We start from the raw sequence: 24,295 nt of genomic DNA on the forward strand, positions 1-24,295 counted from the left end.
TGTGTCAGGTTGCTGGAGATCCACTGACCTTGATGCCCCGGCGCTTCAGCAACGCAGCCAGCACCCCATCGCCTGCAACAAGTTTTCCGGAATGCGAGCCATCGTAGATGCTCCCGCAGCCGCAGGAAGGGCTGCGATCCTGCAAAATCGCTTCGGTGATGCCCTCGCGCTGGACCAAATCTGCGACCTTCTGGGCTCCAGCCACGAACTGCCGGCTGACATCCTCGCCGTTGACATCGAGAACGGCGGCCCGCCCTTCGAGCACGTCGTTGCCATCGCCGCCGGAAATCTCTGCTGGCGGGCGCGGGGTGCTCAGTTCGCCTAATTCCTCGGCGCAGGCAGCAACAGCATCTCCTCGTGCCACAGCTTCGACGATCGCCGGGTTGGCCTTGGCCTTGCCGTTATAGCGGCAAGGGATGCCAGCAAGGCAGGAACTGACGAGCACCGGGCGTTGGATCATGACAGCAGTCTAGCCGCGTGGAAGTTGGATGCGGCTGTGCCATAGACTGCCCTTGAGCAACTGAAAGGGCTGATTCTGGTGCCAGCATCCAATGAAATCCTCGAACTGCAGGGAACTGTAGATCTGGTCAATGACCGGAAAATTCTCCGATTCGACCAGGAATCAAGCGACAAGTTGCCAAGCCGAGGACAGGTCGCGGTAGAACTTCTCCAGGCGCATGAGGGGCATACGGTCGTGATTGATCCCGACGGGCGCCGTGGCCACTGGCTGGCTCTCGATAGCCAGGGGATGCCGCAGCTATCGGCCGACGCAGGGGAGCAAGTGCAATTGGCGGCTCGCGTTGCCGGAACCTGGCCGGAAGCAAGGATCCCGCAGGACTTGGCCGGCGCCCTGGATGACGCCGATGATCTGGAAGAGGTATGGGCGGGGCTCACCCCGATGGCCCGCTGGGAATGGGTCCGCTGGGTCGAAGCGACCAAGAACCCTTCCACGCGTGAACGCCGAGTGGATGTCAGCATTTCCAAGCTGCGCGATGGCAAGCGCCGCCCGTGCTGCTTCGACTTGTCCTCGTGCACCGATCCCGGGGTGTCAAAGAGCGGAAAGCTCATCCAGTAGCGGAAGGCTTCGTGCGGCAGATTCGATGCCGGACCCCGGAGGGGGTGGCGGGCCGGTAAAGAGGCTGAGCACTCCGCTGGACATGACGATCAGGCCCAGGGCAACGAGCAGGGCGATGATTGCCGTGACCTTGGCGGGCCATTTGCGCATGTTCATCGGTTAGCCTCCTGCGTTTTCCAGTGTCGATCCGCGGACAACCAGTGAACTTGGCAGCGTGGTCTGCAGTGGATCAGGGGATTTCCCATCGAGCAGCGCACGCAGTTTCAGTGCGGCTTGGCGCCCGACTTCCTGGGCATTGAGTTCCACGGTGGTGATGGATGGGTTGGAAGTCGCCGAGTAGGGCAGATCGTCGAATCCGGCCACCGCAAGCTGCTGCGGGATGCTGAGGCCAAGCTGGCGGGAGGCATGCAGCACGCCGAACGCGTGGTTGTCGGTTGCGCATCCCAGCGCGGTTACGCCGGCTTCCCGCCACGTGGGCCAGTGCTGGCTGAAAGCCGCCGAAGCCGCGGCGACGTCGATCATCGAGCTGGCGACAGAAGCAGGCAGGACCTCGATGCCGTATTCCTTGGCCGCTGCCAAGAACGCTTCGCGGCGCACGGCCAAGGTCTCGGTGCCGGTGCTCGCATCCAGGTAGGCGGCCCTGGTGTGTCCCTGTGCGGCGAAATGGGCTGCGACATCCCGCGCGCCCTGGGCGACATCCATATTCACTGCGGGAATCGCCGGATCGATGCCCGGGGCATCCAGGGCCACCAGGGGAAGGGTGCTGGAGATTTCTTCGAGGAAGTCCTGGCTCGGGGCATGGACCAGCAGCCCGGCCGGGCGAAGACCCATGATCTTCCTGGTCTCGCTGGCACTGGGGGAGACTCCGGCATCGGTGACCGAGAGCAGTAGCTGGTAGTCGCTGGCCAGGACCGAGCGCACGCCGGCGATGACCTTGGCGAAGAACGGGTTGGAGATGTCCGGGGCCACCAGGACGACCAGCGAGCTGACGCCCTTGGCCAGCGAGCTGCCGATGCTGTCGACGAAGTAGCCCAGCTCGCGAATTGACTCGCGCACGCGCTGTTCATTCGCGGCCGATACCCGGCCCGCTGATTTTCCGTTGGCAACAAGTGAGACCGTTGCGGTGGAAACGCCGGCGTGTTCGGCGACCATTGCTGCGGTGACGCGGCGCGGAGCGCGCGAGTTGCCGGACTTTTCACCATTCTTCATGGCTCCATCGTAGTCGGAATCGCGGTGCGCCACCGCTTTTAGTTAAGCGCTTGACGAAAGTGCGCGGGCGCGAAAGAATTATCAATGGATGACTATCCGCCCTCCACGACTTAGCTGCCGGCCGTCAGCCGGCAGAGCGAAAGAAGAATCCATGACCCAGGACAGCAATGCCCCGCGCAAGATCATTTTGGACTGCGACCCGGGCCATGACGACGCCGTGGCAATGATTCTTGCCCATGGCAATCCAAAAATCGAGCTGCTGGCGGTGACCACCGTGGCCGGCAACCAGACCCTGGACAAGGTCACTGCCAACGCGCTGGCCGTCGGCACCATCGCCGGGATCACCGGCATTCCCTTCGCGGCAGGCTGCGCCCGCCCGCTGGTGCGCGAGGTGGAAACCGCCGGAGAGGTCCACGGGGATTCCGGGATGGACGGACCAGCGCAGCCGGAATCGAGCATCGAGCTTGATGAACGCCACGCAGTGGACGTCATCATCGATCTGGTGATGAGCCATGAACCCGGTGAAATCACCCTGGTGCCCACCGGCGCCTTGACCAATATCGCCTTGGCCGCCCGGAAGGAACCGCGCATCGTCGAACGCGTGCGCGAAGTGGTGCTGATGGGCGGCGGCTACCACACCGGCAACTGGTCGGCGGTGGCTGAATTCAATATCAAGATCGACCCCGAGGCAGCGCACATCGTCTTCAACGAGGCCTGGCCGGTAGTCATGGTCGGCTTGGACCTGACCCACCAGGCGCTGGCCACCACCGAGGTGGTCGAGCGCATCGAGAAGATCGGCACCGGGCCATCGACCTTCGTGAGCGAGCTGATGGACTTCTTCGCCCAGGCCTACCGCGACCACCAGGGCTTCGACGCGCCGCCGGTGCATGACCCGTGCGCCGTGGCCTACGTGATCGACCCGGATGTGGTGCGTACCGTCAAGGCGCCGGTGAGCGTCGAGCTGCGTGGCGAGCTGACCTTGGGAATGACCGTCACGGACTTCCGTGCGCCGGCTTCCGCCGACTGCAATACCTCGGTGGCAGTGGACCTGGACCACGAAGGCTTCTGGAATCTGGTGGTAGACGCGCTGGAACGTATCGGCGAGGTCACGCTCGGAAAATAGAACAACTTTGCGCAATGTGGGGCAGGTCAATGCCAATCGCGCCTAGACCTGCATAAACTGGAGGAAATCGCAGAGCAGGAGGCACCATGGCGGAAAAAACCCCGCACCAGAACGTGACTTTCCCTTCTTCAGGTACGCAAGCGCACGGCTATCTCGCATTGCCCGAGTCCGGCAAGGGGCCCGGAGTGATCGTGATCCAGGAATGGTGGGGGCTGACCGACCATATCCGCGACGTGGCAGACCGGCTGGCTGCGCAGGGTTTCGTAGCGCTGGCCCCTGACCTCTATGGCGGCTGGATCACCCATGATGGCGAGGAAGCCGGGCAGATGATGTCGCAGCTCCCGGAAGCAGTCGGTGCCCAGCTGCTGGGCGGCGCGGTGGACTACCTGCTGGCCAATGAGCATGTCACCAGCCAGAAGCTCGGCGTCATCGGCTTCTGCATGGGCGGCGGATTCGTGCTGCAGATGGCAGCCCAGCAAGGCGAGAAAATTGCCGCGGCCGTTCCTTTCTACGGTGTCGGCCAGGGCGTTCCCAACGATTTTTCCGGTGTCCGCGCCGCCATCCAGGGCCACTACGCGAACCTGGACCAGATGTATCCACCAGAGCAGGCAAGGGCCCAGGAAGAGCAGATCCGCCGGGAATCAGGCGCGGAAGTCCAGTACTTCTACTACGACGCCAATCATGCCTTCCACAACGACGAGAACCCTGCCGGCAACTACGATCCGCAGCAGGCAGCCGTCGCATGGCAGCGCGCCGTGGACTTTTTGCAGGCTAAAGTGGCCTGAAGGCCATAAAGTGTCTTACATCACTTAAAACATCACTCATGTGAAGGAGAACAATATGTCTGAAACCATCATCGTAGGCGTCGACGGTTCCGAAACCGCACAGCGCGCAGCCCGCCGCGCCGCAGAACTCGCCGTCAAGCTGGACGCTGACCTGGTGGTCATCACCGCTCACGCATCGGATAACACCGAGGTCGTTTCCATCGGTTCCGATACCTGGATCCTGGACGACGCCGAGCAGGCCCGCAAGCTCGCCCAGCGCGTGGCCAACGACGTGAAGAACGCCGTACCAGGCGTGAAGATCAGCGCTGCTGCCGGACACGGCAAGCCAGGCGACGTGCTGATCTCCGACGCCGAGGACCGCAAGGCTTCGATGATCGTCGTCGGCAACGTCGGCATGAAGGGCCTGGGCCGCGTGCTCGGTTCCGTTGCTTCCTCGGTCGCCCACTCGGCACCATGCGACGTGCTGGTCGTGAAGACCGACAAGTAGGCCTCCAAGCTTGCGCAAGCGCAGGCGGGCACCGGTGCACCGGTGCCCGCCTGCACCATTTAACCCGGCAGCGCGTAGGCTTAACCCGTGCAGAAACTTCGAATCGCCTACGTCACCGGCGTCACCCCCGGCAAATGGATGGACCGCTTCCAGGAGCGCTATCCGGCCATCGAGCTGAAAGCCTGGCGCCTTGATGAGGGGGAAATCCTGGACCTGCTGGCCACCGGCGAGGCCGACGCGGTGTTCGTGCGCTACCGCGGGGATTCGCCCAAGGACGCGACGCGCCACGTCATCCCGCTCTATGAGGAGCTCGAAGTGGTCTGCGCGGGCAAGGACCACGATGTGGAGTACTACGAGGAATCAGTGCCGCTGGACATCGTCGAGTCGTTTCCGCAACTGGACCTGGCCGATTACCCTCAATCCGTGGGCGGCATTCCGGTAGCGATGGAGGTCGTGGCCTCTGGAGCCCAGGTGCTGCGCACCACGCAGTCAATCGCCCGGCTCTTCGCCCGCAAGGACGTGGTGGTGCGCCTCATCGAAGACGGCTCGCCAACCCAGGTCGGCATCGCCTGGCCGACCGCCACTGAGGACACTGCAGTGCTCGAGGAATTCATCGGCATCGTGCGCGGACGCACCGCCAGCTCCTCGCGGCAGAATTCGGTGCGCAACCAGGAGCAGAAGGCCAAGCGCATCAACGAGCAGAAGAAAGCCAAGGAAAGGGCCAAAGCCAAGGCAAAACAGCAGGCCAAGAGCCCATCCAAGAAGCCGCAAGGGGCCAAGGCCAAGCCACGCAAGCGCCACTGACAATCCATCACGTGACGCAGGTTACGTGAGAGAGTTAGGGGTATGAAGCAATTCGATACCCTCACCCTGAGCACCCAAGGCTCGGCCCTCATCCTGACCGTAGACCAGCCAAAGTCGCTGAACGCACTGGCAAAAGAGGTTGTCAACGACCTTGAATCCTTCCTGGACTGGTTCGAGACCACCGGATACGAATACCGCGGACTGATCATCACCGGCGCCGGGGAGAAGTCCTTTGTCGCCGGGGCGAATATCGTCCAGATGAACTCCATGGACGAGGCCACGTTCACCGCTTACGCCAAGCAGATGCACGCCGTGACCGAGCGCCTGGAGTCGCTGCACGTCCCGGTCATTGCCGCAGTCAATGGCTTCGCCCTGGGCGGTGGCTGCGAGCTGGCGCTGGCCTGCGATTTCATCTACGCCTCCGAGCGGGCCAGCTTCGGCCAGCCGGAAGTCAACCTGGGCCTGGTGCCCGGCTTTGGCGGCATGGTGCGCCTGCCGCGCCGCGTGGGCAACGCGATGGCCCGCGAGCTGATCTTCACCGGGCGGCGCATCAAGGCCGAGGAAGCATTGCGCATCGGCCTGGCCAACCGGGTGGTCCCCGCTGAGCAGCTGCTCGACGTCGCCGTGGCGGCCATCGAAGAAGCCGCGGCGGTCTCTCCCACCGCTATCTCCATTGCCAAGCGCGCCATGGTTTCGATGGACGGGCTGGACACGCATCAGGGGCTGGGTCGCGAAGTCGACGCGTTCCTCCAGGCTTACCACACCGCCGACTCGGTGGAAGGCCGGTCCGCCTTCGTCGAGAAGCGCTCGCCGGTCTTCCCGGGCAACTAGCCGGGCGGCCAGCCATGCACTACGGGGCGCACCGGGACCAGTACGTCCAGTTCTACGAGCCCGAACGCATCACCGCCCGCGGAGCGGTGATGATCATCCACGGCGGATACTGGCGTGAGAAGTACACGGCCAGCCTCGGCGTGCCCTTGGCGCAGGATCTCGCTGCCCGCGGGATTCCCGCCTACAACCTCGAATACCGGCGCGGGCCGGGCAGTGCGGCGAAAATGCTGGCCGATGCCCGGCTCGCCCTGGGCCTGGTCAAGGAAGAAGGGCCGATCACGCTCATCGGCCATTCGGCCGGGGCCCAGCTGGCCTGCGTGCTGGCAGCCCATGACCAGCGGGTCTCCCAGGTGATCAGCCAGGCCGGGGTGCTGGACCTGGAAACCGCCCAGCGGCTGAAGCTCAGCGACAGCGCGGTGGAGGAGATGCTCGGCGGTGCGCCACTGGGCGCCTGCAATCCGGTGGAATTATGGCCAATGCCTGCCCGTGTCGTAATCTTTCATGGACGGGACGATGGCGATGTTCCGCCAAGAATTGCCCGCATCGCGGCCCAGAAAGCGGCTGCGCTCGGACAGGAGCACAGCTTCTCGCTGTTCGACGGCGACCACTACACCTGGATCGATCCGCACAGCAGCCAATGGGCTGCCTGCGTGCGGGCCCTGTCCCCACTGCACTACTGAAGGAGCAGCATGAACCCGACGGTGATCGGCGAGGCCCTCGTTGACGTCCTGGCCTCCGGCATTGCCCCAGCCCAGGAGTTCGTCGGGGGCAGCCCGCTGAACGTCGCGGTGGCGCTCTCCCGGCTGGGCTACCCGGGGACCCTGATCTCCCGCTGGGGCGCCGATGACAAGGGCCGGAAGATCGAGCAGTACCTGCAGGAGAACAACGTGGCCTACCTGGGCGGGGCCGACGACCAGGCCACCGTCATCGCCCACGGCATCCTCGACCCGGCCGGCGGCGCGGCCTTCGCGTTCAATGCCTACTGGCAGATGCCGACCATCGGTCCGGAGCTGGCCCAGGACGCCGAGCTGGTGCACACCGGCTCCATCGCCACCCTGTTCAGCCCCGAAGAGCTGCTCCCGCTGCTCTCGGCGGCGCGCACCCACGCCACCATCAGCTACGACCCGAACCTGCGCCCGTCGCTGGTGACCAACCATGCGCAGACCGTCGCCGAGGTCGAGCGCTTCGTCGGCCAGGCCGACGTGGTGCGGGTTTCCGGCATCGATTTGAAGTGGCTGTACCCGATGCGCTCGGTCCAGGACTCGGCTCGGGCCTGGCTGGACATGGGTCCGGCGATCGTGGTTTCCACCGCAGGCTCGCGCGGCTCCTGGGGAGTGGTCCGCGCCGGCGACGCCGAATTCACTGCTCCCTCGGTCGAGGTGACCGATACTGTGGGGGCCGGCGACACGTTCACCGCGGCGCTGCTGTGCTGGCTGGCCGAGCACGGACTGATTGGCGCGGCCAACCGGGAGAAGCTGAACCAGCTGCAGATTGGCGAGTTGTCCCAGGCCCTGGAATTCGCGGCCATGGCCGCCGCGGTGACCGTGCAGCGTGCCGGAGCGAATCCGCCGCGCCGCCAGGAGCTGTAGATGATCAAGCTGATCGCGTCGGACCTCGACGGCACCATCGTCGCCAAGGACGGCACCATTTCCGAGCGGACCAAGCGCGCTTTCATCGAGGCCCGCGAGTCCGGCATCCAGATTGTCTTCGTCACCGGACGCCCCTTCCGCTATCTCACCCCGATCATCGATGCCTTCGGCGGGATGGGCAAGGTCATCTGCTCCAATGGCGCGGTGCTCTACGACCTGGAGCAGGATGAGGTGATCTGGTCGCGCACGCTCAGCGCGGCCACCGCGCGCAAGGCGAGCGAAATCATCCTGGAGCTGGAACCGAAGGCGGCCTTCGCCGCGGAGACCACCAAGGGGCTGCACCTGGGCGAAGGATTCGCCGACCGCCACCACAACTTCGGCGTGCAGGCGGTGCTGGATCTGACCAGCGACTCCATTGATTCCGAGGGCATCGTGAAGTTCCTTGCCCGCTCCCCGCACCTGCCGATCGACAAGTTCTATGCCTCGGCCGGGCCGCAGCTGGCCCAACTGGTTTCGGTGACCCATTCGGCCTTCGACGTGTCCCTGCTGGAAATGGCGCATGTGGATATCCACAAGGCCACCACGCTGCATGAGTACTGCCAGCGCCTGGGCATTGCCGCCGACGAGGTGATGGCCTTCGGCGACATGCCCAATGACATCGAAATGCTCGAATACGCGGGCCACGGCTACGCGATGTCCTCCGGGCACCCCACCACGCTGGCCTCCGCCCGATTCCGCGCGCCCTCGCTGGCCGAGGACGGGGTAGCCCAAGTCATCGAGGACCTGCTGAAATGACCTACGCCTTTTCGCACCGAGGGGTGCGCACAGGGAACGAGGAGAATACGCTGCTCGCCTTCCAGCGCGCCGCGGAACTGGGCATCACCCACTTCGAATCGGACGTGCACGCCTCGGCGGATGGCACCGTCTACCTCTTCCACGACCACACCCTGGATCGGGTCACCGACGCCAGCGGGAATTTCAACGGCTTCACCGACGCACAGCTGGCAGAGGTCCGCGCCGGCGGGCAGCCGCTGTGCACGCTTGACGAGCTGCTTGATGCCTTTGGGCACGCCACGCTGAACCTGGACGTCAAGGACGAGCACGTGATCGGGCCGCTGGCCGAGCTCATCGAGCGACGGAAAGCCCACGGGCAGATTGCCCTGGCATCCTTCTCCACGGCACGCAGCGCCGCGGTGGGCCACCTGCTCTCCGCGCCGATCCGGCGCTCGCCGGGGCAACGCGAAATGGTTGCCATCTGGCTGTGCGCCCACCTGCTGGGCTGGGTTCCGAAGCGCCTGCTGGCGGGCTACTGGGCAGTCCAGGTGCCGCTGAAGCAGGGCATCTTGCCGGTGGCGACGCGCCGCTTCATCAAGGCGGTCCACCGCGCCGGCGCGCAGGTGCATGTCTGGGTCATCGATGACGAGCCGACAATGCGGCTGCTGATGGACCGCAAGGCCGACGCCATCATGAGCGATGACGCGGCCTTGCTGGTACGGGTTCTCGGCTCCTGAACCGAGCCTGCGAAATATGCCCTAGGAGATATCCAGGGTACCCAGCACGGCCGGGGCATGCTCCTGCAGGTGATCGTCGCTGGCATCCAAGAGCAGGCGCAGCCAGGTCTCGTGCTGCGAGAGCGGCGCAACCAGGCAGGCCGGATTGATCAGGTCGTAGAGCTCATCGGGCGAGCCGTAGTCGGAGAACTGGTCCAGGTACGCGAAGAGCACCTTCATCACGCGCTCGTCGCCGGTTTCGCAATCCCACGCTTCGCACATGGCGGCCAGCGGAGTGTTCAGCGAGGAGAAGGGGTGCGCCCAATGCGCGGAGCCCAGATTCAGGATGCGGCCGTGCTCTCCGGTTTCGCTTGGCACCACGACCTGCGACAAGTCGAAGTTGCCGTGCTCGATGCTCAGCGGCACCGCACCGGCATGCAGGGCGTCGGTGGCCTTCTTCAGCGCACCCAGATGCGAGACCAGGTTATCCGCGCTGGAACCATCCAGATACAGCGGGTGGGAGGGGTCCAATGACACGTGCATCATCAGCGCCTGCTCGTACTGCTCGGGCAGGAACTGCGGGTCAACCACGGTGACCCCGGAATCGAAGAATTCGTCCTCGTGGCCCATCAGCGCGACCTGGAAGGAGCCGAGCGAGGCCATGGCCAGCTCCCAGTTCTCCACCGAATCGCCCAGGTCCGCCAGGGTGTGCCCGTAGTCCGGGCTGAGCATGTACCCGGCGATCCGGTCGATGGCCAACGGCATCACCACGCGGTCGGGCAGCAGCTGGCCGGCAACGACCGTGGTGGCCGGCTCGGAGGCCAGCCCCGGAGCGTTGGCGCTGAAGATCAGGTCGGCGGCATCGGTCTGCACCGTTGCCTGGATCTGGTGCAGATCGGCAGGCCAGAAGTCAGGTCCTGCGGTGCGCGCGATGCCGTAGGCCTCGCACGCAGCGTCGATCCATTCGGCGGTAGCCTCACGCCAGTCATCGCTATTCCATGCATCTATCCACTGAGCCACATTCTTATCGTAGTATGTCGAAGCAAGCGCGTTGAGTTGCTACGGTAAGGACTACGGCCAGTAATACGCTCCTCTTTCGAAGGATTTCGATTGTGAACGCTTTTCGTCCTCAGTACCGACATCGTGATTACAAGGCCGTCCTCTTCGATCTGGATGGCGTGATCACCCCGACCGCGCTGCTGCATCGCAAGGCGTGGGAAGAACTTTTCACCGGCTTTTTCGACAAGCACCCGGGCGTGGCACCGTACACGACCGCGGACTACTTCAACCTGCTTGACGGCCGTCCGCGCTATGACGCGGTGGCCGCCATCCTCGAATCCCGCGGCATCCAGTTGCCGCGCGGCGAGGAAAGCGATCAGCCCGGCGAGGACAGCATCTGCGCCCTGGGGAACATGAAGAATGAGAAGTTCACGCAGGTGCTGCAACGCGACGGGATCGACCCCTACGCCGGTTCCGTGGCCTTCCTGCAGCAGGTGCTGGAGGCCGGGCTGGACGTCGCGGTGGTGTCTTCCTCGCGCAATGCGCGGATGGTTCTGGCTGCCGCCGGATTGGCTGGCCATTTCCCCCTGGTGATGGGCGGGCAGGAAGCCGCTGCACGCCAGCTTGCAGGCAAGCCGGCCCCGGACACGTTCCTGGCCGCCGCCGCGGATCTGGGCTGGCGTCCGGAGGAATGCGCAGTCATCGAGGACGCCACCAGCGGGGTGAGCGCGGCGCGTGCCGGAGGCTTCGGCGTCATCGGCGTGGCCCGTGAAGACAACGAGGCGGCCCTGATGGACGCCGGCGCCCATTTCGTGGTCCATGACCTGTCCGAGCTGGTCTCCGAGCATGACGCCAAGGCCTGGGAAGAAGACTCCTGGTCGCTGTGGCGCGGGAACCAGCGCGAAAGCGGCGGCGCCGAGGACACGGTGTTCTCCCTGGGCAACGGCTTCCTTGGCGCGCGGGCGGCGCAACTGGGCTTGGGGGACCAGGCCGGCGGCACCTTCATCAACGGGCTGCATGAGACCTGGGAAATACGCCATGCCGAGAGCGCCTTCGGGCTGGCCGAAACCGGCCAGACCATGATCAGCGCCCCAGATTTCCGCACCATGCGCGTCTTCATCAATAACGAGGCCCTGGAAGTCGGCCGCACCGAGATGGTCCGTGACGAACTGCGCCTGGATTTCCTTGACGGGACGCTGACCGCGCACACCCTGTGGCGAACCGCAGAAGGCCACCGCGTGGCCGTCACCGCGCGCTCGATGATCTCCTTCACCGATCGCCATCTGGCGCTGCAGGACGTGCATGTGCGCCTGCTTGATGCCCCGGCCCAGGTGCTGATCCAGTCCTCGGTGATCGGGTATCCTTCCAGCCGGCAGGTGGCTTCCCCGCAGGAAGCCGATGCCTTGGGCCCCGTTGACCCGCGCAAGAGCGAGGCGGTGAGTGCCAATCCGCTGCACCCTGCCGGCATCCACAGCGATGGGCCGCGGCTGGGCATCTCCTACGAGGTCCTCGGATCGGGGATGTCGGTAGCGGCAATGGTCCAGCACGAGGTGTCAGCCACCGGCGGGACGCAGGCAGAACTGTCCGTGGACCGCAAGGTACGCGATGACCGCGCGGATGAAGTGATCAGCGCCAGGCTGGACGCCGGGCAAGGCGTGCGCGTTTCCAAGTTCGCGGTCTACCACTCCTCGCGGCGCCATCCGGCCCAGGAGATGCTCTTGCGTTCGGAGCGGGCCTTGGAGCATCTGGTGCCGTTGGGGATCGATGAGCACTTCCGCGCCCAGCGCCGCTTCATGGCTGATTACTGGGAACGCAGCGATGTGCAGGTGGATACCGATGAGCCCGAGCTGCAGCGCAAGATCCGCTGGAACCTGTTCCAGCTCGCCCAGGCCGCCGGCCGGGCCGACGGACTGGGCATCAGCGCCAAGGGCGTGAGCGGCAACGGCTATTCCGGGCATTACTTCTGGGATACCGAGATCTATGTGATGCCGTTCTTGACCTACACGAACCAGCAATGGGCGCGCAATACGCTGCGCGCCAGGGTCTCGATGATTCCGGCAGCGACCCGGCGGGCGCGGACCATGAACGAGGAAGGCCTGCTCTTCCCCTGGCGCACGATCAACGGCGAGGAAGCCAGCGCCTATTATCCGGCGGGTACGGCGCAGTACCATATCAACGCCGACGTGGTGTATTCGCTCAACCGGTACCTCGGGGTCATGGAGGACGACGAATTCCTGCTGGCCGGCGGGGCCGAGATCCTCGTGGGCACCGCGCGCATGTGGGCTTCGCTGGGGTTCTGGCGCGGCGAGCCGGGCAACGAGCGCTTCCACATCCATGGGGTCACCGGGCCCGATGAGTACACGGCGGTGGTCAACGACAACCTCTACACCAATGTCATGGCGCGCTTCAATCTGCGCCGCAGCGCCCAGCTGCTCTCCGAAATGGCCCAGGAGCATCCGCGCGAGTACGCGGAACTGGCCAGCCGGCACGCGCTGGAAGACGAGGAGCTCGCGCTGTGGCTCAAGGCTGCTGACTGCATGCACATCCCGTATTCGGAAGCTGTCGGAATCCACCCGCAGGACGAGCACTTCCTGAACCGCGAGGTCTGGGACCTGGCTAATACCGGTGCGGATAAGCGGCCGTTGCTGCTGCACTACCACCCGTTGGTGATCTACCGCTTCCAGGTGATCAAGCAGGCCGACGCGGTGCTGGCGCTCTGGCTGCGGTCCAGCGATTTCACTGACGAGCAGAAGCTCGCCGACTTCAACTACTACGATCCGCTGACCACGGGAGACTCGACGCTCTCTGCCACGGTGCAGTCGATCCTCGCCGCGGAGGTGGGGTACCGGGATCTCGCCTGGGAGTACTTCGAGCATGCGCTGAACGTGGATCTCCAGAACCTGCACGGCAACACCGCTGACGGCGTGCACGTGGCGTCGACCGGCGGGGTCTGGTCGGCGCTGGTCTACGGCTTTGCCGGGCTGCGCGACGATGACGACCGGCTGTGCTTCGATCCGCGGCTCCCGGAGAGATTCCGGGCCCTGCGTTTCAACCTGGGGTGGCGGGGCATGCGGATTTCCGTGTGCTTGCGCCCCGAAGCCATCGAGTTCACCCTGCATGGGGAATTCTCGCGTCCGATCTGGGTGCGCGGCCAGCAGGTCGACCTGCAGCCGGGGCAAGCTATCAGCGTTGCGCTCGCCGGACAGGGCCCGCTGCTGGAAGGCAGGCCAAGCCTGGAGCATGTGCTCTCGCTGCAACGGGAGGCCGGCGCGGAGGTGCCCGACAAGGCCTGGTAGGCGGAGTCTAGGAATCCTGGCGCAGGTTGTTGCCCGCGGTCTCACCGCCGTCGATGGCGATCGACGAGCCGGAGACGAATCGCGATTCGTCGCTGGCCAGATAGAGAACCAGGGAGCTGATCTCCTCGACCTGCGCGGCGCGTCCTGCAGGCACCTGGCCGAAGCCGCGCTGGAGACCGGAGGTCAGCGGTGTCTGCACGCTGCCGGGGTGGATCGAGTTCACCCGGATGCCGTCCGGGCCAAAGTCCAGCGCCGAGGTCTTGGTCAGTCCCTGAATTGCCCACTTTGCGGCGGAATATGCGGCCCGGTTCTTGAATCCGGTCAGCCCCGCTATGGAGGAGATGTTGATAATGGATGAGGTGTCCTGCTTGCGCAATTCGGGCACCGCCGCGCGCATGCCGTAGAAGGTGCCGTTCAGATCGATGTCAAGGGTGCGGTGCCAGTCATCGAGGGTGGCGCTTTCAACCGATCCGGGAGTGTAGATACCGGCGTTATTCACGAGTACGTCGAGGCGGCCGAAGGCTTCCACCGCGGTGCGCACCGCCTCTTCCCAGTCCTCGAGCTTGGTGACATTCAGTGGCGCGAAGACCGCGGCCTGGCGCCCGGTCTCCTCGTTGATCGAGACAGCGAGCTCGCGCCCGACCTGTTCCTGCAAGTCGCCGATGACGACGCTCGCCCCGTGGCTTGCCAACACCCGGGCGTGGGACGCACCCATGCCCTGAGCGGCTCCCGAAATAAGTACTACTTTGCCGGCGGCACGGCCGGAAGAAATCTGTGCGTTCATGCGACTCAGGCTACGAGCCGGTGCGGCCCACGGGACACGATGTTCCGTTCAACGGTATATTTTGGTTCGTTGCAGGCAGAGAGGCAGGTGCGTCATGGCGAACTCGCCATCCGGAGAATCGGTAATCCACCGCGTAGTGCGGATCTTGTCCGCCTTCGGAGAGCAATCCCCAGCCTTGGGGCTGCGCGAGCTTTCCCGCTTGATCGACCTGCCGGTATCCACGGTCTATCGGCTGGTCAGCGAGCTGGAGATAGAAGGGCTGCTGGTGCGTGACGCTAGCGGCCAATTGCGCCACGGGCACCGGCTGTGGGAGCTGGCCTCCCGCGGATCCCGTGCATCCTCGTTGCGCGAAGCTGCGTTGCCGTCCATGGAGGACTTGATCAACCATGGGCTCAACCACGTCTCCCTGGGTGTCCTGGAGGGCAACGATGTGCTGTACATCGAGCGCTTGGCAGCGGATGACGCTACCGTGAACATCACCAAGATCGCTGGGCGACTACCAGTGCACGGGTGCTCGGCCGGTCTGGTTTTCATGGCCTACGCGCAGGATGCAGTGCAGGAGATGTTCCTGTCGCGCCGGCTGGAAAAGCTGACGGAGGATACCGTCACCGAACCTGAGAGGCTGCGCGCCATTCTGGCCGAGATCCGCGGCCGCGGGTACGTGAGCATGCAAGGCATCATCGTCCCGGAGTCCAGCGGCATATCGGTGCCGATCTTCACTGAAAAGAACCATGCGGTGGCCACCCTGTCGGCCATCGTGCCGCGCGGAGCGGAGTCCCTGAACCTGATTGTTCCGCACCTGAAAATCGCTTCCAGTGCCATAACGCGCCGACTGGGCTACGAACCCTCTGGGCGCGAGATCCAGCGCCGTAGCACGCCTGCAACCTTCTAAGTGTTTCATTCAACAGAGCATGGTGCTCTGTTGAATGAAACATGCCGCACAACACCTGGTGTGACCCATGTCATGATCGTCTGCATTCCAGCAATGCATTCGATCGAAGGGGATCACTCCATGCGTATTCTTAACCCGGAAATCCGGCAACCACTCCCCGGCTACGATGTGGTCGTCGTCGGCTCCGGTGCCGGCGCGCTGACCACCGCAGCCACCGCCGCGAAGGCCGGCCGTTCGGTCATCGTCCTGGAAAAGAGCGATCTGCTTGGCGGCACCTCGGCAGTTTCCGGTGGCATGCTCTGGGTAGTCGACAACCATCATGCGCGCGAAGCGGGGATCGAGGATTCCAAGCAGGCGGGACGCGAGTACGTGCAGGCAGTAGCCCGCGGACGCGGACGCCCCGAACTGCTGGATGCCGCGCTGGACTACGGTGATGCGATGCTGCAGTTCGCCGAAACCGAGCTCGGCGTGAAGTTCATTTTCCTTGACAACTTTCCTGACTATCGCCAAGACCTGCCCGGCGCGGTATCCGGCGGACGCACCGTCGAACCGGAACTTTTCAATTTCCGCGAAGCGCTCGGCACGCTGGCCTCGCACGTGCGCACCGACGGGCGCCACCCCTACACCATGCAGGAATACGAGGACTGGGGAGCTTTCACCAAATTCCCTTGGGACGAACTGTCTGCGCGGCAGGATGCCGGCATTGCCGCCAAAGGCCACGCACTGGTCTCCATGTTGCTCAAGGCTTGCCTGGACAATGGTGTGACCTTGGCCGTGGAGGCCGCCGTGGCCGGGCTGGAAACCAATGAAGGCCGCGTATCCGGGGTGCGCCTGCAGGATGGCACCAGCATCGACGCCGCGCATGGCGTGATGCTGGGAACTGGAGGTTTCGAATGGGACAAGCCGCTGGCCGATTCGCTGCTGGCGTCCCGCCTGTACACCATGTGCTCGCCGCCCACGAACACCGGTGACGGGATGAAAATGGCCCAGCGCATCGGTGCGATGACCCGCGGTACCCGCGAAGCATGGTGGGCTCCGATGTCGGTCACCGGAACTTTGCGCGACGGCGAGCCGGTGGGTTCCCTGCTGCGTTTCGAGCGCCAGGGCCCGGGATCCATCATGGTCAACCGCCACGGACAGCGCTTCGCCAACGAGGCGCAGAACTACAACGACCTGGCTCGCGTGTTGCAGTCTTGGGATTCGCCGAACAACCAGACGCTGAATACCCCGGCTCACGTCGTCTTCGACCAGTCCTACCTTCAGCGGTATGGAATTCTGGACCACCGTGCCGGCAAACCGACCCCGGATTACCTGATCCAGGCAGACACCCTGGAGGAACTTGCTGCGAAGATCGGCGTCCCCGCCGCAAATCTGGCGGCCACCGTCGAGCGTTTCAACCAGCATGCGGTGCTTGGCGAGGACCCGGACTTCGGCCGCGGCTCCTCGGCCTACGACCGCTACTGGGGAGATTCCGACAACCGGTGGCCCAATCCTTCCCTCGGCCCGCTGCAATACGGACCGTACTACGCGATGGAAGTTGTCAACGGCGCCTTCGGCACCTGCGGCGGAATCGGCACCGGCGGCAACGGCCAGGTGCTGGATGTCGACGGGTTCCCGATCGAAGGCCTGTATGCCGCGGGCAACACCACCGAGAGCGCCTACGCCGCCGGTTACCCTGGCGCAGGAGCGACCCTCGGGCCGCTGATGACCCTGGCCTACCTGGCCGGACGGGCCCTCGCCGGGCAACCGGCCGAGTACTCCGCGCGGGATCTGAGCGCGGTGGCCCGATGATCCGCCATATTGTGATGTTCCGTTTCGCCGAGGGATTCACCCCGCAGATCCGCGAACGCTGGATTTCGGGCCTGGACGCCATGAAGGGAAACATCCCCGGCATGCTGAACCTGGTTCACGGACCCGATGTCATGAAAACCGACCGTTCCTGGGACCACGTGATCGTCGCGGACTTCCACAGTGCCAGCGACATCGCCGTCTACAACACCCACCCGCTGCACGAAGCGATCAAGCCGCTGTCCTTGCCGAATGTACTGGATCTGGCCTACGTCGATTTCGAGCTGGATTCCTCGATTCTCCCATCGCACAGCTAAGGACACATCATGAGTACCTCACCCGACGTGGCGCAACATCCACACACCGAGCCCGGCCGGTCCGTGCCGCGGCGCACCCCGGTCAAGGCCGCGCTGGCCTCCTTCCTGGGCTCGACTCTGGAGTACTACGACTTCTTCATCTACGGCACCGCCGCCGCCCTGGTTTTCCCGCAGCTGTTCTTCCCAGCGGGCAACCCGGCCATCTCCACCATCGCGGCCTTCGCGACCTTCGGCGTCGCCTATGTCGCCCGTCCGCTGGGCGGACTGGTCATGGGGCACTTCGGCGACAAGCTGGGGCGCAAGAATGTCCTGCTCTTCACGCTGATGCTGATGGGCATGGCTTCGCTAGGTATCGGGCTGTTGCCGACCTACGAGCAGATCGGGGTATGGGCCACGGTCCTTCTCGTGATTGCCCGCCTGGCTCAGGGCTTCTCTGCCGGCGCAGAGTCGGCCGGTGCCTCCTCGTTGACCCTGGAGCACTCCCCGGAAGACCGCCGCGGCTTCTTCACCTCGTTCGTGATGACAGGCTACGCCTCCGGAATGGTGCTCTCCACGCTAGTGTTCATCCCGGTCACCGCCCTGCCCCAGGAACAGCTGATGAGCTGGGGCTGGCGCATCCCGTTCCTGCTCTCGGTGTTCGTGCTGGCACTGGCCTTCTGGGTGCGGACCAGGCTGGAGGAAACCCCGGCCTTCGAAGAGCAGGTCGTTGAGGACGAGCCGCGCAAGCTGCCCTCGCGCGAGGTGCTGCGCTATCAGCGTTCAGATGTGCTGCGCGTGTTCCTGATGTCGATTTTCTCGGTCATGCAGACCATCTTCACGGTCTTCGGCCTGTCGTATGCGGTGCAGCATGGCGGAATCGAGCGCACCTCGATCCTGACGGTCAATGCGGTGGCCATCGGCCTGTCAATGGTGGCGATGCCGCTGTGCGGCCGGCTATCGGACAAGATCGGGCGCCGCCCGCTGATGCTGGCCGCAATGATCGGCAGCACGGTGAGCCTTTACCTGTACTTCCTGGCACTGGGCACCGGAAACCTCTGGCTGGTCTTCGGGGCGAGCTTCCTGTTCATGACGGTGTTCTACTCCGGATTCAACGGGATCTGGCCGTCATTCTTCGCCGAGCTGTTCGCCACCCCGGTGCGCTATAGCGGCATGGCCATGGGAAACCAGCTCGGACTGCTCGTGGCCGGATTCGGCCCGATGATCGGCGGCCTGCTGTTGACCGAAGGGGCGTTCGGCTGGGTTCCGGTCGCCGTCTTCGGAACGGTTTGCGCCCTGCTGGCCGCCATAGCAGCCTTGTCCGCCCGCGAAACCGCCCACACGAATATTGCCGAGCTCGGCGAGCCCTACCTGCGGGCCGTCGGTTCCGAACGATAGGAGCAACATATGCCTACCACCTACAACTGCGACCTGCTGATCGTCGGATCCGGTGTGGCCGGCATGGCCACCGCCATCCGTGCCGCCCACGACGGGTTGAACGTCATCGTTGCGGAGAAATCTCCTCACTTCGGCGGCACCACCGCCTTATCCGCAGGCTGGTCCTGGGTACCCGGTAATCGGAAAGGCGCTGCCGCTACCGGCGATACCCGTGCCGAGGCGGAAGAATACCTCAAGGCCCTGGCCCCGGACAGCTACAACGCCAAGGGCGTTGAAGGCTTCTTGGACACCGTGCCCGAGGCCATCGACTTCTTCGAAAACGACACCGACGTGGTCTTCTCCTACCCGGAAAAGGCGCCGGACTACCAAATGGACCTGCCCGGGGCGAAGTTGGGCGGCCGGGCGATCCTGCCCTCCGACGCCGACGTGCGCATGCTGGGCGAGCGGCGCAAGGAAATCCAGCCCTACCTCAGCTCCTACACCGTTTTCGGCTACATGCCGCAGGTGGGTCCGGACCTGAACCAGTTCTTGCACGCCAACCAGTCCCCGAAGTCCTTCACCTATGTTGCCGCCAAGCTGCTGAAAACCTGGGCGGACATCGCGCTGCACGGCCAACCGATCAAGCGCACCAACGGTTCGGCGCTGATGGTCCGCATGGTCCGCTCTGCGCTGGACGCCGGGGTGCGCGTCTGGACTGGCACCCCGGTGCAGGAGCTGTGCACTGCTGCGGACGGCTCGGTCACCGGTGCGGTGCTCGGTGGCAAGCATGCGGGAATCGTCAACGCCAAACTGGGTGTGGTGTTGGCCGGCGGCGGATTCTCAGCCGATGACGAGCTGCGCCAGAAGTACTTTGCGCATGACACCCTCGGCGGGCAGCACTTCACCCCCACCCAGGGACACGACGGTTCCTCGGCCCGCATGGCCATGGACGTTGGCGGCAGGATTAACAACAGCGTTTCCTCGGTAGCATCCTGGGCCCCGGTCACGGTCTTCAAGTATCTGCGTGGCGGCGGGCAGCGGCTCTTCCCCCATCTGCGGCAGATTGGCCTGCCGGGCATGATCACCGTGGACCGCGACGGCAAGCGCTTTGGCAACGAGGCGTTGAGCTACCACGACTTCGGCCGGCAGATGCTGGACCACCACTCCAACGAGCAAGACGTCTACGCCTGGATCATCGGCGATAAGAGGCTCATGGACAAGTACGGCATCGGTTACGCCAAGCCGTGGCCGGTTCCGCGCGGCTTCTTCCGCCGGATCGGATACTTGAACAAGGGCCGCACTGTCGCGGACCTCGCGCAGCAGATCGGCGTGGACCCCAAGGGGTTGGAACAGACCATTGAGCGCTTCAACCGCGACGCACTCGCCGGCAATGACACCGAATTCGGACGTGGCTCCACAGCCTACAACCACTTCCGCGGCGACATGGAGCACAAGCCCAACCCGAACCTCGCCCCGCTGGCCAAGGGCCCTTTCTACGCCGCAAAGGTGCAGATGGGGGACATCGGAACGTTCGCGGGCATCGATGTGGACGAGAGCTCCCGGGTAGTCCGCGCTGACGGAAGCCGCATCGAAGGCCTGTACTCCGTAGGCGCCACCGCGGTATCAGTCTTCGGCGGAGGGTACCCGGGGTATGGTTCGCACATCGGCCCTGCGCTGGTATTCGGCTATCGGCTGGGTCGCGACATCCTCCAGCTGGCCGATGAAACCCGCAAGGTGCGCCAGCCGTGAGTGCCGGGATCGCAGTAATTACCGGGGCGGCAACCGGCATCGGGGCCGCCACCGCGAGGCTGCTTGCCTCGCGCGGGCATCGCGTGGTCATAGGGGACATCGACGGCAGGGCCGAGGGTGTCGCCGATGAAATCAGGTCTGAAGGGCATCAAGCGCTGGCGGTCCGCTGCGACGTCTCCGATGAAGATTCAGTGGCTGGGCTTTTCGTATCAGCGCGGGATCTCGGGTCGGTGCAGGTAGTGGTCGCCAACGCCGGCATCGCCGAAACTAAGGGGCCGCTGCATGAGCTGGACGGTTCCGCCTGGAACCGGGTGCTGGACATCAACCTTGGAGGTACGGCGCTGAGCATGAAGTATGCGCTGCGCCATATGGTTCCGCAGGGCGCCGGTTCCATCGTGGCAATCTCATCGATCCTCGGATTGGTCGGCCAGGCGAATTCAGCGGCCTATTCGGCAGCGAAGGCAGGGGTGGCGAACCTGGTACGCTCCACGGCGCTGACTTACGCCGCCCAGGGGATCCGGGTCAATGCCGTGGCACCAGGATACGTGGATACCGAACTTATCCGGCGGCTGCCGCCGGAAGTAAGTTCCCAAATGATCAGCCGCCAGCCGTTGGGGAGGGTCGGTACCCCGCAGGAAGTCGCGAACGTCATCGGGTTTCTGGCTTCGCCTGAGTCCAGTCTGGTCACCGGTGCAGTCTGGGCCGTTGACGGTGGCTACACGGCGCAATAGGCGCTAAAACGCCAAGGAGGCGTCGAACCGTTGCCGGTTCGGCGCCTCCTTTTCGGTGAAGTGCTGCCAGCCGCTAGAGGGTCATCTCCTCCAGCTGGCGCCCCTTGGTTTCCTTGACCAGGAAGATCACGAAGATCAGCGACAGCAGCGCGAATCCTGCGTAGATTCCGTAGGCCAGTGCCAGGCCAGCCTCGGCCAGCGCGGGAAAGGTGGTTGAGACCGCGAAGTTGGCGATCCACTGCGCCGCGGCTGCCACGCCCAGGGCCATGGCGCGGATCGAGTTAGGGAAGATCTCGCCGAGCAAGACCCATACGGCCGGACCCCAGGTGGCGCCGAAGCCGACGACGAACAGGTTCGCCGAGACCAGGGCGATAATGCCCCAGCTGCCCGGCAGCGACACGGCGCCGTCGATGGTGACCGACTGGGCGAAGGCCACCGCCATCATGCCCAGCGACAAGGTCATGATGGCCGAGCCGATGGCGAGCAGCAGCTTGCGTCCCAGCACGTCGATCAGCAGCACCGCCACGATTGTTGCCACCACGTTGGTCACCGAGGTGATCAGCGAAATCGTGAAGGAGTCCGATTCGGCAAAGCCGACGGACTTCCACAGCGTGGTGGAGTAGTAGAAGATCACGTTGATGCCGACGAACTGCTGGAAGACCGAGAGCAGGATGCCGACCCACACCAGCGGGTGGAAGCCGAAGCGTCCCAGCAGGTCCTTGAAAGCCTGGCGCCGCTCGATGTGCACGGTGGCGCGGATCTCCTCGATCTTCTTCTCGGTATCGGCTCCGGCCTTCATGCCCATATCGCGGGTCAGCACGGCAGCGGCCTCGACATAGCGGCCGCGCTCGACCAGATAGCGCGGGGATTCCGGAAGCCGCAGCGAGAGCAGGCCGTAGAGCGCCGCAGGAACCAGCAGCGACAGGTACATCCAGCGCCAGGCGGCCAAGCCGAATAGGCCGACGGCATCTGCCGAGCCCATCACGAAGACCAGCAGCGCGCTGACCAGGAAGGCCACGAAGATGCCCAGCACGATGGCCATCTGCTGCATGGTGCCAAGGCGTCCGCGGTGCGCGGCGGGGGAGACCTCGGCGATGTAGGCAGGGGCGATCACCGAGGCGAAGCCCACGCCGATGCCGCCGACGATGCGCCAGATGATCAGGTCGGCCACGCCGAAGCACAGGCCGCAGCCGAGGGCCGATGCTGCCAGCAGGATGGAGGCGATGAGCATGGTGCGCACGCGTCCCACGCGTTCGGAGACCAGGCCGGCCACCCATGCTCCCAGTGCCGCGCCGAGCAGGGCGCAGGAAACGGTGAAGCCGATGGTTACCGCGTTGAGCCCGAATTCGTGCTCGACGGCGTCCACGGTGCCGTTGACGATTGATGAGTCATATCCGAAAACGAACCCGCCCAAGGCCGCCCCGAGGGCGATGAAGATGAGTCGCGCGGAGAGTTTTCCGTCTGGTGTTGTCGCAGTCACAATGTGCCATGCTATCGGATTCGAGCGCCGCAGAATCCAGATTTTCCGAATTTTCTTGGGAGATCAATCACAATTTGGAAGGATTCCTTACTTTAACGATTTGCGTGGCCTGAACAACCGTTTTGCTTCACGCCTGACCAGCCCGGAAATTCCCGTACAAAAAAGCAGGCCGGCAGTGCGCTAACGCGCACTGCCGGCCTGCCGAAATATTTCTTGCTAGATTTCCGCGCTCTTCTGCGCGTCGGCCAAGTCGTTGCCGCGCAGCTTGGCCACGGCACTCATCAGGTGGAAGACCACCAGCGTGGCGATCGAGCCCAGGGCGATGCCGCCGAGCTGGAACTGGCCGAAAGCGATTTCGCTGGTCACCGCGATCGCGATGATCAGGCCGGTGCCGGCGGTCATCAGGTTGATCGGATTGCCGAAGTCCACCTTGGCCTCGATCCACAGGCGCGCGCCGACGATGCCGATCATGCCGTAGAGCACGATGCCCAGGCCGCCGATCACGCCCACCGGAATGGTGCCGATCAAGGCGCCGAACTTCGGCAGGAAGGCCAGGGACATGGCCACGATCGCGGCGATCCAGTAGGCGGCGGTGGAGTACACGCGCGAGGCGGCCATGACGCCGATGTTCTCGGCGTAGGTGGTGGTCGCCGAGCCGCCGCCGAAGCCGGCGAGCACGCTGGCGGCACCATCAGCCATCAGCGCCCGTCCGTTGAACGCCGACAGGTCGCGGCCGGTCATCACGCCCACGGTGCGCACATGGCCGATATTCTCGGCGATCAGCACGAAGACCGCAGGCAGGAACATCAGCGCGGTATCGAAATGGAAGGTCGGGGTGTGGAACTCGGGCAGGCCGAACCATGCGGCGTCGCCCACCTTGGAGAAGTCCACCTGGCCCTGGGCCAGCGCCACCAGGTAGCCGCAGACCAAGCCGACAAGGATCGAGAGCCGGCCCAGCAGGCCCTTGAAGGCCACCGTGGCCACCACGGTGAAGAGCACCGTGAGGAAGGTGGTCAGCGGGAAGTCCTTCATCGGGGCCAGGGTGGCGCTGGCCAGGTTCAGGCCGATCAGCGCAACAATGGTGCCCATGACCACCGGCGGCATCAGCGCGTGGATCCAGCCGGTGCCGGTCTTCTGCACGATCAGCCCGACGATGAACAGCAGCACGCCGGTCATCACGATGCCGCCCAGGGCGCCGGACATGCTGTGCGACCCGGTGGTCGCGACCACCGGGGCGATCAGGGCAAAGGAGGAACCCAGGTAGCTGGGCACCTTGTTCCTGGTCATCAGCAGGAAGATGATGGTGGCCAAGCCGGTGAACAGCAAGGTGGTGGTGACCGGGAATCCGGTCAGCGTCGGAACCAGGATGGTGGCGCCGAACATCGCCAGGATGTGCTGGGCGCCGATGGAAACGGTCTGCGGCCAATGCAGCCGCTCATCCGGGGCAACTACCTCGCCTTCGGTGATGGTCTTGCCGTTGCCGTGGATGCTCCAACTCATGATTCCTCTTCCC

General features: G+C 64.5%; 24 protein-coding genes. 17 read left to right on the top strand and 7 right to left on the bottom strand.

From position 1 onward, the window contains the following. Positions 1 to 4: 4 nt before the first annotated feature. Positions 5 to 460: a 2-thiouracil desulfurase family protein gene (locus tag ANI01nite_RS10695; RefSeq protein WP_141357916.1), complete on the bottom strand. Its 456-nt coding sequence runs from the start codon at positions 458 to 460 to the stop codon at positions 5 to 7. Positions 461 to 538: 78 nt separating this feature from the next. Between ANI01nite_RS10695 and ANI01nite_RS10700 the strand changes: the two genes are divergently transcribed. After that, complete coding sequence (locus tag ANI01nite_RS10700; RefSeq protein ID WP_073707196.1) at positions 539 to 1,075, top strand: YdeI/OmpD-associated family protein; 537 nt, start codon at positions 539 to 541, stop codon at positions 1,073 to 1,075. On the opposite strand, the gene ANI01nite_RS10705 is transcribed toward ANI01nite_RS10700, so the two are convergent. Both ANI01nite_RS10705 and ANI01nite_RS10710 read right to left on the bottom strand, forming a co-directional pair. Beyond that, positions 1,049 to 1,231 carry a hypothetical protein gene (locus ANI01nite_RS10705; RefSeq protein WP_038992701.1) on the bottom strand — a complete coding sequence of 61 codons (183 nt, stop codon included), beginning with the start codon at positions 1,229 to 1,231 and terminating at the stop codon, positions 1,049 to 1,051. The two genes, ANI01nite_RS10700 and ANI01nite_RS10705, sit on opposite strands and share 27 nt — an antisense overlap. Positions 1,232 to 1,234: 3 nt before the next feature. Continuing rightward, positions 1,235 to 2,284 (bottom strand): LacI family DNA-binding transcriptional regulator, encoded by a 1,050-nt coding sequence (locus ANI01nite_RS10710; protein WP_141357918.1) that lies wholly within the window; start codon positions 2,282 to 2,284, stop codon positions 1,235 to 1,237. A 151-nt stretch (positions 2,285 to 2,435) separates the two neighbouring features. Here ANI01nite_RS10710 and uriH point away from each other — a divergent pair, with 151 nt between their 5' ends. The 9 genes from uriH (at position 2,436) to ANI01nite_RS10755 (ending at position 9,414) form a co-directional block, all read left to right on the top strand. Next, positions 2,436 to 3,407: a uridine-preferring nucleoside hydrolase UriH gene (gene uriH, locus ANI01nite_RS10715; RefSeq protein ID WP_141357920.1), complete on the top strand. Its 972-nt coding sequence runs from the start codon at positions 2,436 to 2,438 to the stop codon at positions 3,405 to 3,407. A gap of 86 nt (positions 3,408 to 3,493) precedes the next feature. Further along, complete coding sequence (locus ANI01nite_RS10720; RefSeq protein ID WP_141357922.1) at positions 3,494 to 4,192, top strand: dienelactone hydrolase family protein; 699 nt, start codon at positions 3,494 to 3,496, stop codon at positions 4,190 to 4,192. Positions 4,193 to 4,247: 55 nt separating this feature from the next. Next, on the top strand, positions 4,248 to 4,679 hold the full coding sequence (locus ANI01nite_RS10725; RefSeq protein WP_141357924.1) for a universal stress protein: 432 nt from the start codon (positions 4,248 to 4,250) through the stop codon (positions 4,677 to 4,679). 87 nt (positions 4,680 to 4,766) lie between these two features. After that, positions 4,767 to 5,483: a LysR substrate-binding domain-containing protein gene (locus ANI01nite_RS10730; protein WP_141357926.1), complete on the top strand. Its 717-nt coding sequence runs from the start codon at positions 4,767 to 4,769 to the stop codon at positions 5,481 to 5,483. A 42-nt stretch (positions 5,484 to 5,525) separates the two neighbouring features. Further along, a complete protein-coding gene (locus tag ANI01nite_RS10735; protein WP_052253933.1) occupies positions 5,526 to 6,314 on the top strand; it encodes an enoyl-CoA hydratase/isomerase family protein in 789 nt (262 codons plus the stop codon). A gap of 14 nt (positions 6,315 to 6,328) precedes the next feature. Then, positions 6,329 to 6,994, top strand: a complete 666-nt coding sequence (locus tag ANI01nite_RS10740; RefSeq protein ID WP_052253932.1) for an alpha/beta hydrolase — start codon at positions 6,329 to 6,331, stop codon at positions 6,992 to 6,994. Between the two features lie 9 nt (positions 6,995 to 7,003). Next, positions 7,004 to 7,903 (top strand): PfkB family carbohydrate kinase, encoded by a 900-nt coding sequence (locus ANI01nite_RS10745; protein ID WP_038992695.1) that lies wholly within the window; start codon positions 7,004 to 7,006, stop codon positions 7,901 to 7,903. Further along, entirely contained in the window at positions 7,904 to 8,698 is a 795-nt protein-coding gene (locus ANI01nite_RS10750) for an HAD family hydrolase (protein WP_141357928.1), read from the top strand. After that, positions 8,695 to 9,414: a glycerophosphodiester phosphodiesterase family protein gene (locus ANI01nite_RS10755; protein ID WP_038992693.1), complete on the top strand. Its 720-nt coding sequence runs from the start codon at positions 8,695 to 8,697 to the stop codon at positions 9,412 to 9,414. Before ANI01nite_RS10750 ends, ANI01nite_RS10755 begins: the two co-directional genes overlap by 4 nt. A gap of 21 nt (positions 9,415 to 9,435) precedes the next feature. Here the strand turns inward: ANI01nite_RS10755 and ANI01nite_RS10760 are convergent, their stop codons facing one another. Continuing rightward, positions 9,436 to 10,413 (bottom strand): hypothetical protein, encoded by a 978-nt coding sequence (locus ANI01nite_RS10760; protein ID WP_038992692.1) that lies wholly within the window; start codon positions 10,411 to 10,413, stop codon positions 9,436 to 9,438. A 92-nt stretch (positions 10,414 to 10,505) separates the two neighbouring features. Between ANI01nite_RS10760 and ANI01nite_RS10765 the strand changes: the two genes are divergently transcribed. Continuing rightward, positions 10,506 to 13,688, top strand: coding sequence for an HAD-IA family hydrolase (locus tag ANI01nite_RS10765; RefSeq protein WP_141357930.1), 3,183 nt, complete (start codon positions 10,506 to 10,508; stop codon positions 13,686 to 13,688). A 7-nt stretch (positions 13,689 to 13,695) separates the two neighbouring features. On the opposite strand, the gene chcB1 is transcribed toward ANI01nite_RS10765, so the two are convergent. Further along, positions 13,696 to 14,472, bottom strand: coding sequence for a trans-4-hydroxycyclohexanecarboxylate dehydrogenase (chcB1, locus tag ANI01nite_RS10770; RefSeq protein ID WP_141357932.1), 777 nt, complete (start codon positions 14,470 to 14,472; stop codon positions 13,696 to 13,698). Between the two features lie 94 nt (positions 14,473 to 14,566). On the opposite strand from chcB1, the gene ANI01nite_RS10775 reads away from it, so the two are divergent. From ANI01nite_RS10775 to chcB2, 6 genes are all read left to right on the top strand, one after another. Then, complete coding sequence (locus ANI01nite_RS10775) at positions 14,567 to 15,364, top strand: IclR family transcriptional regulator (RefSeq protein WP_141357934.1); 798 nt, start codon at positions 14,567 to 14,569, stop codon at positions 15,362 to 15,364. Positions 15,365 to 15,484: 120 nt separating this feature from the next. Beyond that, positions 15,485 to 17,155: a 4-oxocyclohexanecarboxylate 2-dehydrogenase gene (gene chcC1, locus ANI01nite_RS10780; protein ID WP_141357936.1), complete on the top strand. Its 1,671-nt coding sequence runs from the start codon at positions 15,485 to 15,487 to the stop codon at positions 17,153 to 17,155. Continuing rightward, the gene (locus ANI01nite_RS10785; RefSeq protein ID WP_141357938.1) at positions 17,152 to 17,469 is read left to right on the top strand and encodes a Dabb family protein; all 318 of its coding nucleotides are present in this window, start codon (positions 17,152 to 17,154) and stop codon (positions 17,467 to 17,469) included. The genes chcC1 and ANI01nite_RS10785 overlap by 4 nt, the downstream gene beginning before the upstream one ends. 9 nt (positions 17,470 to 17,478) lie before the next feature. Further along, positions 17,479 to 18,843, top strand: a complete 1,365-nt coding sequence (locus ANI01nite_RS10790; protein ID WP_170214626.1) for an MFS transporter — start codon at positions 17,479 to 17,481, stop codon at positions 18,841 to 18,843. A gap of 9 nt (positions 18,844 to 18,852) precedes the next feature. After that, positions 18,853 to 20,571 carry a 4-oxocyclohex-2-ene-1-carboxylate 5-dehydrogenase gene (chcC2, locus tag ANI01nite_RS10795; RefSeq protein ID WP_141357940.1) on the top strand — a complete coding sequence of 573 codons (1,719 nt, stop codon included), beginning with the start codon at positions 18,853 to 18,855 and terminating at the stop codon, positions 20,569 to 20,571. After that, positions 20,568 to 21,302, top strand: coding sequence for a cis-4-hydroxycyclohexanecarboxylate dehydrogenase (gene chcB2, locus ANI01nite_RS10800; RefSeq protein WP_141357942.1), 735 nt, complete (start codon positions 20,568 to 20,570; stop codon positions 21,300 to 21,302). The genes chcC2 and chcB2 overlap by 4 nt, the downstream gene beginning before the upstream one ends. 73 nt (positions 21,303 to 21,375) lie before the next feature. Here chcB2 and ANI01nite_RS10805 read toward each other — a convergent pair whose 3' ends face one another. Together ANI01nite_RS10805 and ANI01nite_RS10810 are read right to left on the bottom strand one after the other, a co-directional pair. Further along, positions 21,376 to 22,782 carry a sugar porter family MFS transporter gene (locus ANI01nite_RS10805; RefSeq protein WP_038992690.1) on the bottom strand — a complete coding sequence of 469 codons (1,407 nt, stop codon included), beginning with the start codon at positions 22,780 to 22,782 and terminating at the stop codon, positions 21,376 to 21,378. Between the two features lie 216 nt (positions 22,783 to 22,998). After that, positions 22,999 to 24,282 (bottom strand): uracil-xanthine permease family protein, encoded by a 1,284-nt coding sequence (locus ANI01nite_RS10810; RefSeq protein WP_038992689.1) that lies wholly within the window; start codon positions 24,280 to 24,282, stop codon positions 22,999 to 23,001. Positions 24,283 to 24,295: the final 13 nt, after the last annotated feature.

It is taken from the genome of Glutamicibacter nicotianae (genome assembly GCF_006539525.1).
Taxonomy (GTDB): Bacteria; Actinomycetota; Actinomycetes; order Actinomycetales; family Micrococcaceae; genus Glutamicibacter; species Glutamicibacter nicotianae.